12 protein-coding genes are annotated in these 13,668 nt (G+C 67.9%); 6 read left to right on the top strand and 6 right to left on the bottom strand.

From position 1 onward, the window contains the following. Positions 1-4: 4 nt before the first annotated feature. From gyrB to dnaA, 6 genes are all read right to left on the bottom strand, one after another. On the bottom strand, positions 5-2,071 hold the full coding sequence (gene gyrB, locus AB0D12_RS05480) for a DNA topoisomerase (ATP-hydrolyzing) subunit B (protein WP_362677364.1): 2,067 nt from the start codon (positions 2,069-2,071) through the stop codon (positions 5-7). A gap of 1,176 nt (positions 2,072-3,247) precedes the next feature. After that, positions 3,248-3,802: a DciA family protein gene (locus tag AB0D12_RS05475; RefSeq protein ID WP_362677362.1), complete on the bottom strand. Its 555-nt coding sequence runs from the start codon at positions 3,800-3,802 to the stop codon at positions 3,248-3,250. Further along, positions 3,799-4,950 carry a DNA replication/repair protein RecF gene (gene recF / locus AB0D12_RS05470; RefSeq protein WP_362677360.1) on the bottom strand — a complete coding sequence of 384 codons (1,152 nt, stop codon included), beginning with the start codon at positions 4,948-4,950 and terminating at the stop codon, positions 3,799-3,801. The genes AB0D12_RS05475 and recF overlap by 4 nt, the downstream gene beginning before the upstream one ends. Positions 4,951-4,980: 30 nt before the next feature. Continuing rightward, the gene (gnd, locus tag AB0D12_RS05465) at positions 4,981-5,859 is read right to left on the bottom strand and encodes a phosphogluconate dehydrogenase (NAD(+)-dependent, decarboxylating) (protein ID WP_327324778.1); all 879 of its coding nucleotides are present in this window, start codon (positions 5,857-5,859) and stop codon (positions 4,981-4,983) included. Between the two features lie 136 nt (positions 5,860-5,995). Further along, positions 5,996-7,126 (bottom strand): DNA polymerase III subunit beta, encoded by a 1,131-nt coding sequence (dnaN, locus tag AB0D12_RS05460; protein WP_362677358.1) that lies wholly within the window; start codon positions 7,124-7,126, stop codon positions 5,996-5,998. Positions 7,127-7,963: 837 nt separating this feature from the next. Next, positions 7,964-9,763 (bottom strand): chromosomal replication initiator protein DnaA, encoded by a 1,800-nt coding sequence (gene dnaA / locus AB0D12_RS05455; protein ID WP_362677356.1) that lies wholly within the window; start codon positions 9,761-9,763, stop codon positions 7,964-7,966. A gap of 365 nt (positions 9,764-10,128) precedes the next feature. Here dnaA and rpmH point away from each other — a divergent pair, with 365 nt between their 5' ends. The 6 genes from rpmH (at position 10,129) to rsmG (ending at position 13,637) form a co-directional block, all read left to right on the top strand. After that, positions 10,129-10,266, top strand: a complete 138-nt coding sequence (gene rpmH, locus AB0D12_RS05450) for a 50S ribosomal protein L34 (protein WP_006381191.1) — start codon at positions 10,129-10,131, stop codon at positions 10,264-10,266. 18 nt (positions 10,267-10,284) lie between these two features. Beyond that, the gene (gene rnpA, locus AB0D12_RS05445) at positions 10,285-10,656 is read left to right on the top strand and encodes a ribonuclease P protein component (RefSeq protein ID WP_362677354.1); all 372 of its coding nucleotides are present in this window, start codon (positions 10,285-10,287) and stop codon (positions 10,654-10,656) included. Next, positions 10,653-11,012, top strand: a complete 360-nt coding sequence (gene yidD, locus AB0D12_RS05440) for a membrane protein insertion efficiency factor YidD (protein WP_362677352.1) — start codon at positions 10,653-10,655, stop codon at positions 11,010-11,012. Before rnpA ends, yidD begins: the two co-directional genes overlap by 4 nt. Before the next feature lie 3 nt (positions 11,013-11,015). Next, positions 11,016-12,281 (top strand): membrane protein insertase YidC, encoded by a 1,266-nt coding sequence (gene yidC / locus AB0D12_RS05435; protein WP_362677350.1) that lies wholly within the window; start codon positions 11,016-11,018, stop codon positions 12,279-12,281. A gap of 14 nt (positions 12,282-12,295) precedes the next feature. Beyond that, positions 12,296-12,808 (top strand): R3H domain-containing nucleic acid-binding protein, encoded by a 513-nt coding sequence (locus AB0D12_RS05430; RefSeq protein WP_362677348.1) that lies wholly within the window; start codon positions 12,296-12,298, stop codon positions 12,806-12,808. A gap of 112 nt (positions 12,809-12,920) precedes the next feature. Next, complete coding sequence (gene rsmG, locus AB0D12_RS05425) at positions 12,921-13,637, top strand: 16S rRNA (guanine(527)-N(7))-methyltransferase RsmG (protein ID WP_362677346.1); 717 nt, start codon at positions 12,921-12,923, stop codon at positions 13,635-13,637. Positions 13,638-13,668: the final 31 nt, after the last annotated feature.

Below are 13,668 nucleotides of genomic sequence, written 5' to 3'. Positions count from 1 at the left end.
CGACTCAGATGTCGAGGAAGCGGACGTCCTTGGCATTGCGCTGGATGAACGAGCGCCGCGCCTCGACGTCCTCGCCCATCAGCACGGAGAACAGGTCGTCGGCCTGCGCCGCGTCGTCCAGGGTGACCTGGCCGAGCACGCGGTGGTCCACGTCCATCGTGGTGATGCGCAGCTCCTCGGCGTTCATCTCGCCGAGACCCTTGAAGCGCTGGATCGAGTCTTCCCTGATCCGCTTGCCGTTCTGCTTGCCGAGCTCGACGAGCGCGTCGCGCTCACGGTCCGAGTACGCGTACTCGAAGTCGTCCCGGCCCCACTTGATCTTGTAGAGCGGCGGGCGCGAGAGATACACGTGTCCGGCCTCGACCAGCGGCCGCATGAAGCGGAACAGGAAGGTCAGCAGCAGGGTGTTGATGTGCTGGCCGTCGACGTCGGCGTCCGCCATGAGAATGATCTTGTGATAGCGGAGCTTCTCGATGTCGAAGTCCTCGTGGACCCCGGTACCGAAGGCCGAGATCAGCGCCTGGACCTCGGTGTTCTGCAGGATCTTGTCGATCCGGGCCTTCTCGACGTTCAGGATCTTGCCTCGGATGGGCAGGATCGCCTGGTACATCGGGTTACGGCCGGACTTCGCCGAACCACCGGCGGAGTCACCCTCGACGATGAAGATCTCGCACTTCGTCGGGTCGTTCGACTGGCAGTCGCTGAGCTTGCCCGGCAGAGACGCCGACTCCAGCAGGCCCTTGCGACGGGTCAGGTCACGCGCCTTGCGGGCCGCGACACGTGCCGTCTGCGCCTGGATGGCCTTGCGGATGATGTCCGCGGCCTCGTTGGGGTTGCGGTCGAACCAGTCGTTGAGGTGCTCGTGCACGACCTTCTGGACGAAGGTCTTTGCCTCGGTGTTGCCCAGCTTGGTCTTGGTCTGACCCTCGAACTGCGGCTCGCCCAGCTTGACCGAGATGATCGCGGTCAGACCCTCGCGGATGTCCTCGCCCGCCAGGTTGTCGTCCTTCTCGCGCAGGAACTTCTTCTCGCGCGCGTACCGGTTGACCAGACCCGTCATGGCCGCACGGAAGCCCTCCTCGTGCGTACCGCCCTCATGCGTGTGGATCGTGTTCGCGAAGGAGTACACACCCTCGGTGTACTGCGAGTTCCACTGCATGGCGATCTCGGCCGAGAGCAGACGCTCCTTGTCCTCGGCCTCGATGTCGATGACGGTCGGGTGGATCAGCTCGCCCTTGCGGGAGTTGAGGTACTTGACGAAGTCGACGATGCCGCCTTCGTAGTAGTACGTCACCTTGCGTGCGGGCGGCTCCTCGTCCGGCTCCTCGGGGGCGTCGGCACCAGCCGTGGCCTTCGCCGACTCGCGCTCATCCGTCAGCGTCAGGGTCAGGCCCTTGTTGAGGAAGGCCATCTCCTGGAAACGGCGGGAGAGCGTCTCGAAGGAGTACTCGGTCGTCTCGAAGATGTCCGGGTCGGCCCAGAACGTGACCGTGGTGCCGGTCTCGTCGGTGGGCTCGTTCCGCTGGAGGGGCGCGGTGGGGACGCCGAGCTTGTACTCCTGCGTCCAGCGGTGGCCGTCGCGCTTGACCTCGACGGAGACCTTGGACGACAGTGCGTTGACGACCGATACACCGACGCCGTGCAGACCGCCGGAGACGGCGTAGCCGCCGCCGCCGAACTTGCCGCCGGCGTGCAGAACGGTCAGCACGACCTCGACGGCCGGCTTGCCCTCGGACGGGACGATGTCCACCGGGATACCGCGGCCGTTGTCGATCACGCGTACGCCACCGTCGGCGAGGATCGTGACGTCGATGGTGTCCGCGTGCCCGGCGAGGGCCTCGTCGACGGAGTTGTCGACGACCTCGTACACAAGGTGGTGGAGGCCACGCTCACCGGTCGAGCCGATGTACATGCCGGGGCGCTTGCGGACCGCGTCCAGACCCTCGAGGACGGTGATCGCGCTGGCGTCGTACGAGGCTTTGACCTCGCCGTTGCCGCCGGCAGGAGTGGACGGGATGTTCTCGTTGGGGTTGCCGGAATCGGCCACGAAGCGCCCTTTCTGGCACAGCACAAGCCGTTCTCCGGGCGAGCGGGAGCGGCTGCGTCGTTCGACATGTTCCGCGAGTGGGCGGGATTGTCCACCAGTCTACCGGTACCGCCGACCCGAATGGGGGTTTGCCGGTAGCTGAGTCCGCATGTGCCGCCCTGAACCGTATCGGTCCGACTCCCCATATCCGGGAAGGGGCTTCAGGAGGCTCACACGGGCATTGAGCGCTTCGGCCTGTCAACCTCCCGCTACGGTGAGGGACACCTCACATGCCTCGCCCGGTTTCCTCCGGCTCGTCCTGCCCAGGGGACGCGGCGGCGTTTGGCGGGGTGGGTGCCTGGGAGGGCGGGGCGAGGGCAAGCCCGACGCGCAGGGGCACCGCGGGCCGCTGTCGCGTAAAACTGCCGCGACGGGTGCGGGGCCCGATCCGCGGGGCGGGGGAGCCTGGCGCATGGAGGCAACGGCGCGCTGCTGCCCCGGGGGGCGCGGGGAGGATCCCGACACCGGGCGCGGGGTGAGGCACGAGTCCGGCGCAGGGCGGTACGGCGGACTGCCACGGCGCGAAGCTGCACAAGGGGCCTGGGGCAGACCCTCCACACCGGGCGAGCGAGCCCGACGCAAGGGGAGCACGGCTGCCGCAGCCTGCCGGCGCGGCGGCCCGGGCCCGGGGCGGGCTCGCGACACCGGACGGGAGCGGGCCGCGAGCCCATCGCAGGGCAGGAGAGTCCGCTGCCGCGGGAAGCTGCGGGGCGAAGCCGCCGCGCGAAGCAGCCGCGCGAAGCAGCCGAAACGGGCGCAGAGCAACCCCCGACACCGGGCGTGAGCGGAGCAGGGCCCATCGCAGGGGGTCGCTGCCGCGCGGAGACGCCGCACGACGTCGGCGCGACGGGCGCGGGGCCCGACACCGGACGGGACACGGAGCCGAGCCAAGCGGGCGGCGCCGGACCTCGGCACAGAGGGGGACGGCAGGGCTGCTGCGGTGCGAAGCTGCCGCGACGGGGTCGGGGGCCTGCCCGCGACACCGGGCCCTACCGCGGTGCGAAGCTGCCGCAGCAGGGCGCAGTCGCCCCACCCCCCACTCACCGCATCTCGGCGCGAAGGTGCCGAAAAGCGGGCCGGGGCACAGCCCCGCTTCAGGGGGCCCGGGGGCGCAGCCCCCCGGTTTCGGGGAAGGGCGGGCACGGGGAGACAGACGCGCCCTCAGCCGTACGTGTCGCCCGGCCCCACACTCCCCGGCGCCCTCAGCGGCCCATACCTCCGCTGCGGCCCACCCGGCCCCAGCACCTTGATCAGCCTCACGGTCCCCTGCCCCAGGTCCTCGTTCAGCCGCGCCACCAGCCGCGGCGCCAGCAGCCGCAGCTGCGTCGCCCACGCCGTCGAGTCGCACTGCACCGTCAGCACGCGCTCGTCCTCGTCGTACTTCTGCGGCACGCAGTGATTCGCCAGGTCCGCGCCCACGATCTGCGGCCAGCGCCCCATCACCCCGCCCACCGCTGCCGGCGTCTCCCAGCCCCGCTCGGTGATCAGCCGGTTGATCGCCGCACCCAGCGGCAGCGGATCGCGCCCGTCCGCCCGCGCCCCCGACCTCAGCCCGCCGCCCCGCCTGGCCTGCTTCTTCTGCTGAGCCGCCGCACCGCGCGCCTTCGCCTGCTCCTTCGCCGCGCGCAGCGCGACCCGCGCCAGGTCGACGCCCGACGACTCGGGCACCTTCGCCGACTCCGCCGGCTCCCCGGACCCCATCGGCTCGTCGCTCATACGCGCTCCACCTCCCCGTTGGCCACCGTGTACCGCGCCCCCGCCAGCACCCCCGGCACATCGTCGTCGACCGCCGCCGTCACCAGCACCTGCTCACCGGGAGCCACCAGTTCCGCCAGCCGCTCCCGGCGCCGCGCGTCCAGCTCCGCGAAGACGTCGTCCAGTACCAGCACCGGCTCGTTGCCTTCGGCCCGCAGCAGCTCGTACGAGGCCAGCCGCAGCGCCAGCGCGTACGACCAGGACTCGCCATGGCTGGCGTACCCCTTCGCCGGCAGCTGCCCCAGCTTGAGCACCAGCTCGTCCCGGTGCGGCCCGACCAGCGTCACGCCCCGCTCGATCTCCTGCTTGCGCACCTCCGCAAGCGCGCCGATCAGCTGTGCGTACAGCTCGTCGCGACCGTGCACACCGGCCCCGCCGTCGCTAGCGACCCCGCCCCCGGCAGAGGAGGAGGAACGGTACTCCAACGCAACCGGTCCGCCCCCTGGCGCCAGCGCCTCGTACGCCTTGTCCGCCAGCGGCTGCATCGCCGCGATCAAATCGATCCGCTGTGCCAGCAGCTCCGCTCCCGCCCGCGCCAGATGCTGGTCCCACACATCCAGCGTGGACAGATCCATCCCGCGTCCGCCGTGCCGTCGCGCCATCGCCGCCGACTTCAGCAGGGTGTTGCGCTGCTTGAGCACCCGCTCGTAATCGGACCGCACCCCGGCCATCCGCGGCGACCGCGCCGTTATCAGCTCGTCGAGGAACCGCCGCCGCTCGCCCGGATCGCCCTTCACCAGCGCCAGATCCTCCGGCGCGAACAGCACCGTCCGGACTATCCCCAGCACATCACGCGGTCTGACCTGTGAAGACCTATTGATACGGGCCCGGTTCGCCTTCCCCGGATTGAGCTCAAGCTCGATCAGCTGGGAGCGCTCGCCCTGCGTGACGGCAGCCCGGATGACGGCCCGGTCGGCCCCCATCCGTACCAACGGAGCATCCGACGAGACCCGGTGGCTGGCCAGCGTCGCGAGATAGCCGACCGCCTCGACGAGGTTCGTCTTGCCCTGCCCGTTCGGTCCCACGAACGCGGTGACGCCCGGGTCGAGCGGGACCTCGACCCGGGCGTACGAGCGGAAGTCGGCCAGCGACAAATGCGTGACGTGCATGGATGTAGGCCGACCTCCCCCGGCTCAGGGTTACTTCTTGTTCTCCACCGCGTGGCCGCCGAACTGATTGCGCAGCGCCGCGACCATCTTCATCTGCGGGGAGTCGTCCTGACGGGACGCGAACCGCGCGAACAGCGACGCGGTGATCGCGGGCAGCGGCACGGCGTTGTCGATCGCGGCTTCCACAGTCCACCGGCCCTCGCCGGAATCCTGTGCATAACCGCGCAGCTTCTCCAGGTGCTCGTCCTCGTCCAGCGCGTTGACCGCCAGGTCGAGCAGCCAGGAACGGATGACCGTGCCCGCCTGCCAGGAACGGAAGACCTCGCGTACGTCGGTGACCGAGTGGACCTTCTCCAGGAGCTCCCAGCCCTCGGCGTAGGCCTGCATCATGGCGTACTCGATGCCGTTGTGGACCATCTTGGCGAAGTGACCGGCGCCGACCTTGCCCGCGTGGACCGCGCCGAACTCGCCCTCGGGCTTGAGCGCGTCGAAGATCGGCTGGACCTTGGCGACGTGCTCGTCCTCGCCGCCGTACATGAGCGCATAGCCGTTCTCCAGGCCCCAGACACCGCCGGAGACACCGCAGTCGACGAAGCCGATGCGCTTGATACCGAGCTCGACCGCGTGCTTCTCGTCATCCGTCCAGCGGGAGTTGCCGCCGTCCACCACCACGTCGCCCGGCTCGAGCAGCTCGGCAAGCTCGTCGACGGTGGACTGGGTCGCGGCGCCGGCCGGGACCATCACCCACACGACCCGCGGGCCCTTCAGCTTGCCCACAAGCTCCTCGAGGCTGTGGACATCGGCGAGGTCCGGATTGCGGTCGTAGCCAATGACGGTGTGGCCTGCGCGGCGGATGCGCTCGCGCATATTGCCGCCCATCTTGCCAAGGCCGACGAGACCGAGCTCCATCACAGATTCCTTAAGCGTTGTATGCCGATTCGTACCCGGCTCTGAGCCTACGCCCGGCCGGTACGTACGGCCCCGACGGGCCTGCTCGGGCGGGAGCAGGCCTGTCGGGATCACACCTTCAGCTCACTCGGCAGGCTCAGCCGGACAGCCGGACGGGCATGATCAGGTACTTGTACGCCTCGTCCGCCTCGGCATCCACAGCCGGCTTGCCGCTCAGCAGCGCGGGCTTGGTCGAGGTGGTGAAGGACAGCTGGGCGACCGGGGAGTCGATGGCGCTCAGGCCGTCGAGCAGGAAGGTCGGGTTGAAGGCGATCGAGATGTCGTCGCCGTCGAGGTTCGCGTCGACGCGCTCCACAGCCTGTGCATCGTCGCTGGAACCGGCCTCGAGGATCAGCACGCCCTGCTCGAAGCTCAGCCGCACCGGGGTGTTCCGCTCGGCGACCAGCGCCACACGCTTGACGGCCTCTACGAAGGGCGCCGTCTCGATGACAGCGATCGAGTTGAACTCGGTGGGGAAGAGCGTGCGGTACTTCGGCAGATCGCCTTCGAGCAGTCGGGTCGTGGTCCGTCGCCCGGCACCCTCGAAACCGATCAACCCCTCGCCCGCACCCGAGCCAGAGAGCGCAAGCGTGACCGTGTCACCGCTGGTCAGTGCCTTGGCAGTGTCCAGCAGCGTCTTGGCGGGCACCAGCGCCACGGCGGACGCATCAGGGTTCTCCGGCTTCCACAGGAACTCGCGGACGGCGAAGCGGTAGCGGTCGGTGGAGGCCAGTGTGACCGTGTCGCCCTCGATCTCGATGCGTACGCCGGTGAGGACGGGGAGCGTGTCGTCGCGACCGGCGGCGATGGCGACCTGTGCGGCGGCAGAGGCGAAGATCTCACCGGGCACGGTGCCCGTCGCGGTCGGCATCTGCGGCAGCGCCGGGTACTCCTCCACAGGCAGGGTGTGGAGTGTGAATCGCGAGGGGCCGCAGACCACGGTCGCGCGTACACCGTCTGTGGAAATCTCCACCGGGCGGTTGGGGAGAGCGCGGCAGATGTCGGCGAGCAGCCTGCCGGAGACCAGAACGGTGCCGTCCTCGTCCACCTCCGCCTCCACCGAGACACGGGCCGAGACCTCGTAGTCGAAGCTCGAGAAGCTGAGGGCACCGTCCTCCGCCTTCAGAAGAAGGCCCGCGAGTACGGGTGCCGGCGGACGGGCCGGGAGGCTCCGGGCCACCCAGGCCACCGCCTCCGCGAGTACATCGCGCTCCACCCGGATCTTCACCGGAACCGCCTCCTGCTGTTGCTGGCTCGCCCTGCTGGCCTTCGTCGTCGGCTGTATCGCCGGGGACCAGTCTGACGTACGGCACCGACAGTCGGTGCGGGTCGGGGTCAAGTCGTCGCAAGAGGTGTCGGACGCTCCGGGCGTCAGTTGTGCACAGGGCCTTCTTCGAAGCGAATTTCCCGGTAACTCTAGGTGGGAGTAGTAGTAGGGCCTGTGGAAACCGTGGATAACGTCATCTGTGCAGGTCAGACCCGTTTTTTTGTCCACCGAGCCTGTGGGTGGAGCCGGTGGACAACCCGGCCCATCTGTGGACGCCTGAAAGTTCTGCACATCCGATGCACAGCCCTGGGGGACTTCTCCCCAGGGCTGTCCCCAGCTTTACCCACGTTCCCCACAGCCCAACCGACCTCGTTGGTGTGACGCCTTTCACTCGACACGGTGAGACCTGGTGTTTCGTTGCCGAACAGTGGACAGGGCTGTGGAGAAGCTGTGGGCAACGCGGCACAGCCTGTGGGCCGCCAGTGGACAACAGCGATCACGTCCTGTGGACGGCTTCCGTGTCCACAGTCTGTGGAGCAGGGTTGGCCACAAATCCACAACCGTCTGACCTCGCGTGATGAAGTCTCAGCAACCGCCCCTGTGGACGCAATCTGGACAACTTCCCAGTCCCCAGGCTGTGGACGGAAGATCGTCCTCAGATCTGTGGAGAACCCGCCCCGTCGCCGCGTATTCGAACACCGGACATCTGCGGGACATCTGCGGAACGCCGAAGGGCACCCCGGGACGAAGTCCCGGAGCGCCCTCGAAGGCCTCTTCGTCGGCTGCTGTGTCGGCCTGTCAGCCGTTCTTGATGCGGTTGGTGAGCTCGGTGACCTGGTTGTAGATCGAGCGCCGCTCGGCCATCAGCGCACGGATCTTGCGGTCCGCGTGCATCACGGTCGTGTGGTCGCGGCCGCCGAACTGCGCGCCGATCTTCGGCAGCGACAGGTCGGTGAGCTCACGGCAGAGATACATGGCGATCTGGCGGGCTGTCACCAGCACCCGGCTGCGCGAGGATCCGCAGAGATCCTCCACCGTCAGTCCGAAGTAGTCGGCGGTCGCCGCCATGATCGCACTCGCGGTGATCTCGGGGGCCGAGTCCTCCCCACCAGGGATCAAGTCCTTCAGCACGATCTCGGTGAGCCCGAGATCCACCGGCTGCCGGTTGAGCGACGCGAACGCCGTCACCCGGATCAGCGCACCCTCCAGTTCGCGGATATTGCGAGAGATCCGCGAGGCGATGAACTCCAGTACCTCCGGCGGAGCGTTGAGCTGCTCCTGTACCGCCTTCTTACGGAGGATGGCGATCCGTGTCTCCAGCTCCGGCGGCTGTACGTCGGTGGTCAGACCCCACTCGAAACGGTTCCGCAGTCGGTCCTCCAGCGTCATCAGCTGCTTGGGCGGCCGGTCCGAGGAGAGCACGATCTGCTTGTTGGCGTTGTGGAGCGTATTGAAGGTGTGGAAGAACTCCTCCTGCGTCGACTCCTTGCTCGCCAGGAACTGGATGTCGTCGACCAGCAGGATGTCCACGTCGCGGTAGCGCTTGCGGAAGGTGTCGCCCTTGCCGTCGCGGATCGAGTTGATGAACTCGTTGGTGAACTCCTCGGAGCTCACATACCGCACCCGCGTGCCGGGGTAGAGGCTGCGCGCGTAGTGCCCGATGGCATGCAGCAGGTGGGTCTTGCCGAGTCCCGACTCCCCGTAGATGAAAAGGGGGTTGTACGCCTTGGCCGGTGCCTCGGCGACCGCGACGGCCGCAGCGTGCGCGAACCGGTTGGACGCACCGATGACGAAGGTGTCGAAGAGGTATTTCGGGTTGAGGCGGGCATGTGGCTCGCCTGGACCGGGGGCCGGCGACGGCTGCGCGCCCAGCGGTCCGGGTGCACCCCCGGGAGCGCCGCGGTGCGGGGGCTGGCGCTCCGGCAGCTCGTGCCGGTTCGGTCGCTGCTGCTGGTGCTGCTCGTACTGCTGGCGCTCGGGCGGCTGCGGCTGCCGGTAGTCGTGCTGGGGCTGGCGCGGCCGGCCGGTTGCGTACGGCTCGCGCCATTGCTCCGCAGACGCGTCGCGGTCCTGGAAGCCGCCGAGACGAGGCTGCTGCCAGGACAGGTCCTCCTGGGTGCGCGGCCAGGCGCCGGGTTCCGGTCGCTGCTGCTGGTGCTGCTGGTACTCGGGATAGGCGGGGCGGACGGTGGGAAGTCCGTCGTCGCCGGGCCGGTGCCCGTACCCCTCGTAGTGGTCGTTCTGGCGGGGCTCGTCGTGCTGCGGGCCCTGATAGCGGGGCGCCTGCTGCTGTTGTGAGGGCGCCTGCGGGGCCAGGGGCTCGCCAACCGAGTCGTCGACGGTGATCGCGATACGGATCGGACGGCCGCACTCACGGCTGAGGGTCTCGCTGATCAATGGGGCGAGCCGGCCTTCGAGGACGCGCTTGCCCCATTCATTGGGAACGGCGAGGAGAGCGGTGTCGGCCACCAGTGCGAGGGGCTGGCAGCGCTCGATCCACTGCTTGTCCTTGGGCTCGATCCCCTGCTGGCCCTCCGCGAGGAGCTGCTCCAGCACTCGTGGCCACACTGCGGCAAGATCGGCAGGTACGTCAGCCACAAGGCACGCTCTCTCACAGGTCCCGTCCCACGAATGTGTGGTTCCCGGGACGGGATGGGAAGACAGGCAGGAAAGGAATTGGAGTTCAGCCACGGTAGTCAGGCCGACCCGCGCGGTTCAAGTTGTTGTCCACAGCCTGTGCACAGTGGACCACGTCATGGGTCTGGTTTGACCGGATGGCGTAGCCGCGCGTACCGTAACCAGGTCGAGTTGTCGATGGCTGCTGCCGCCTGCCTCCGATGGGCAAAGATCACGGTCTGTGATCGTGAAGCGGTGCACTCGGGCGTATACGCGAGCTACTCGTGGGCGCACGGTGACAGCCAGGCGATGTCCCGCCATCTACGAATCATTTCTGGAGCCCCCGAGTGAGCAAGCGCACCTTCCAGCCGAACAACCGTCGTCGCGCGAAGACCCACGGCTTCCGCCTGCGGATGCGTACCCGTGCCGGCCGCGCGATTCTCGCGAACCGCCGTGGCAAGGGTCGCGCCAGCCTGTCCGCCTGATCACTTACAGGTCATGACGTGCTGCCTACCGAGAATCGGCTGAGGCGGCGCGAGGACTTCGCGACCGCAGTACGCCGGGGACGTCGGGCCGGACGCCCGCTTCTCGTCGTCCATCTAAGCAGCGGTGCAACGGACCCGCACGCGCCTGGGGAGAGCGCTCCCCCGACGTGTGCGGGTTTCGTCGTGAGCAAGGCAGTGGGCGGCGCGGTCGTACGCACCAAGGTCAAGCGGAGACTGCGCCACCTGATACGCGACCGTCTCGCCGAGCTGCCCCCCGGTAGCCTGGTGGTCGTACGGGCGCTGCCCGGTGCGGGCGACGCCGCTTATGAACAGCTGGCCCGAGACCTGGATGCCGCTCTTCAGCGGCTGCTGGGAGGGGGCGCGCGATGAAGTACCCGCTGCTGGCTCTGATCAAGCTGTACCAGTGGACGATCAGCCCGCTGTTGGGGCCTGTCTGCAGGTACTACCCGTCGTGTTCCCACTACGGATTTACGGCCATCGACCGGCACGGCGCGGTGAAGGGCACAGCTCTCACCGCTTGGCGGATCCTGCGGTGCAATCCGTGGTCGCCGGGCGGTGTGGATTATGTGCCGCCGCGCAAGCGCCCGCGGTGGCACGAGATGCTGCGCGACGCCTTGCGCGGCAGCAAGGGCGGGCACTCCGCAGCTGATGTGCCTTCCCGGGGGTCGGCCCCCGAACCCCCGAGCCCGGCCGCAGAGTCTTCGCCCAATGCTCAAGGAGCCTGATTAGTGGACACGATTGCCAGTCTCTTCAGCTTTATCACCACACCTGTTTCGTGGGTCATCGTCCAGTTCCACACGCTCTATGGGGCGATCTTCGGCCCCAACACGGGCTGGGCCTGGGGACTGTCCATCGTGTCGCTGGTGATCCTCATCCGGATCTGTCTGATCCCGCTCTTTGTGAAGCAGATCAAGTCGACCCGGAATATGCAGGCGCTCCAGCCGAAGATGAAGGCGATCCAGGAGCGCTACAAGAGCGACAAGCAGCGTCAGTCCGAAGAGATGATGAAGCTGTACAAGGAGACGGGCACCAACCCGCTCTCCTCGTGCCTTCCGATCCTCGCGCAGTCGCCGTTCTTCTTCGCTCTGTACCACGTGCTCTCCAGCATCGCCTCGGGCAAGACCATCGGCGTTATCAATGAATCGCTGCTGGACAGTGCTCGGCAGGCACACATCTTCGGTGCCCCGCTGGCGTCGAAGTTCACGGACAGCGCGGAGAAGGTCGCTGCCCTCGGCGCCTCGCTGACCGATGTGCGCATTGTCACCGCGATCATGATCATCATGATGTCGGCGTCGCAGTTCTATACGCAGCGCCAGCTGATGCAGAAGAACGTCGACCTCACGGTGAAGACGCCGTACATGCAGCAGCAGAAGATGCTGATGTACATCTTCCCGGTGATCTTCGCCGTGATGGGTATCAACTTCCCCGTCGGTGTCCTCGTCTACTGGCTGACCACCAACGTGTGGACCATGGGCCAGCAGATGTTCGTGATCAACCAGAACCCGACCCCGGGCAGCAAGGCCCAGGACCAGTACCTGCAGCGGCTGCTGAAGGGCGTCGCCGCCCACACCGAGGTGCGTTCGCGACGCAAGCGCAATGTCATCCAGGCGATCGTCGCCAAGGGCGCGGACCGCAACGACAACGAGCGCAGGTTCATCACCGCCCTGGCCAAGGCGGGCTTTGCCGCTCAGGCGGACGGCACGGTGGCCAAGAGTGACACCGCTGTCGCCGAGGCCGATGGCGGCGCGGCGCAGCGGCGGCAGCAGCCCAAGCGTCAGACCAAGGCGAAGCGGCAGTCCGCCAGTGCCCAGCAGGGCGCCGCCAAGAGCTCTGAGGGCGCCGACTCCGAGTCGAAGCTCTCGCTGCAGAAGGACGAGCCGCAGGACGCCACGCCGAAGTCGGCGGGCAAGCCTGCCTCAGGTTCCGCACGCCAGCCCAAGTCCGGACAGCGCAAGGGTCAGCAGCGGCCCAAGCACCCGTCGTCCAAGAAGTAAGAAGGAGTCCATCCGTGACGGAAGGCACCATCTCCGCCCCCGCCGAGGGTGGCGACACCCTGACCCGCCTCGAGCAGGAAGGGGAGATCGCGGCCGACTACCTCGAGGGTCTGCTCGACATCGCTGATCTCGACGGCGACATCGACATGGACGTCGAGGCGGACCGGGCAGCGGTCTCGATCATCGGCGACCGGGACAGCCGGGATCTGCAGAAACTCGTGGGCCGCGACGGCGAGGTCCTGGAGGCTCTCCAGGAGCTGACGCGGCTCGCTGTGCACCGGGAGACCGGGGACCGGAGCCGGCTGATGCTGGACATCGCGGGCTTCCGGGCCAAGAAGCGCACGGAGCTCAGCGAGCTGGGTGCGAAGGCGGCCGACGAGGTGAAGAGCACCGGTGAGCCGGTGAAGCTGAACCCGATGACGCCCTTCGAGCGCAAGGTTGTGCACGACGCGGTCGCGGCCGCGGGTCTGCGGAGTGAGTCCGAAGGCGAGGAGCCGCAGCGCTTCGTCGTCGTTCTCCCGGCCTGACCTCGATTGTTTCCTCGGCCCCGTCTGTTCGCAGGCGGGGCCGATCTTTGTCAGCCTGATAGTCAGCCACCACAGTCACATTGCGACAGTGCGGTACGGAAGGACGGTTCCCGTGACGGAGGCAGCAGAGCTTCCCCAGGCGCCCGAAGAGGCGCGGACGGTATTCGGAGAGTTCTTTCCGGAGGCTGTGCGGTACGCGGAGCTGCTCGCTGACGTAGGAGTCAAGCGGGGCCTGATCGGTCCCCGTGAGGTGCCGCGGCTGTGGGAGCGGCATCTGCTGAACTGCGCGGTGCTCTCGGAGGTCGTGCCCGAAGGTGTCACGGTCTGCGATGTCGGCTCGGGGGCCGGTCTGCCGGGCATCCCGCTGGCGCTGGTACGCCCGGACCTGAAGATCACACTCCTCGAGCCGCTGCTGCGGCGGACTAACTTCCTTCAGGAAGTGGTCGAACTGCTGGGCCTGGACCATGTGACCGTGGTCCGGGGCCGAGCCGAGGAAGTGCTTGGAAAGCTGCCTCCCGTGCATGTGGTGACGGCGCGAGCCGTGGCACCGCTGGACCGGCTGGCGGGCTGGGGAGTGCCTCTGCTGCGTCCGTACGGAGAGATGCTGGCGCTCAAGGGCGACACTGCCGAGGAGGAACTGCAGGGGGCCCGTGCTGCGCTGAGTAAGCTCGGTGTGGTGGAGACCTCAGTGCTGCACGTCGGTGAGGGGATCGTTGAGCCGCTCTCCACTGTGGTGCGCGTGGAAGTCGGAGAGAGCCCCGGCGGAGTGCGTTTCGCGGCGAAGCGGGCCAAGGCCGCCCGAACCAGTCGTACCCGACGGCGTCGCTGATCCGTACAGTCCGTACTGTCTATCAGCGATG

The sequence above is a fragment of the Streptomyces sp. NPDC048479 genome (assembly GCF_040651435.1).
Lineage (GTDB): Bacteria > Actinomycetota > Actinomycetes > Streptomycetales > Streptomycetaceae > Streptomyces.
Note: the sequence above shows the minus strand (reverse complement) of the source record. Positions and strands in the feature narration are given on the sequence as shown.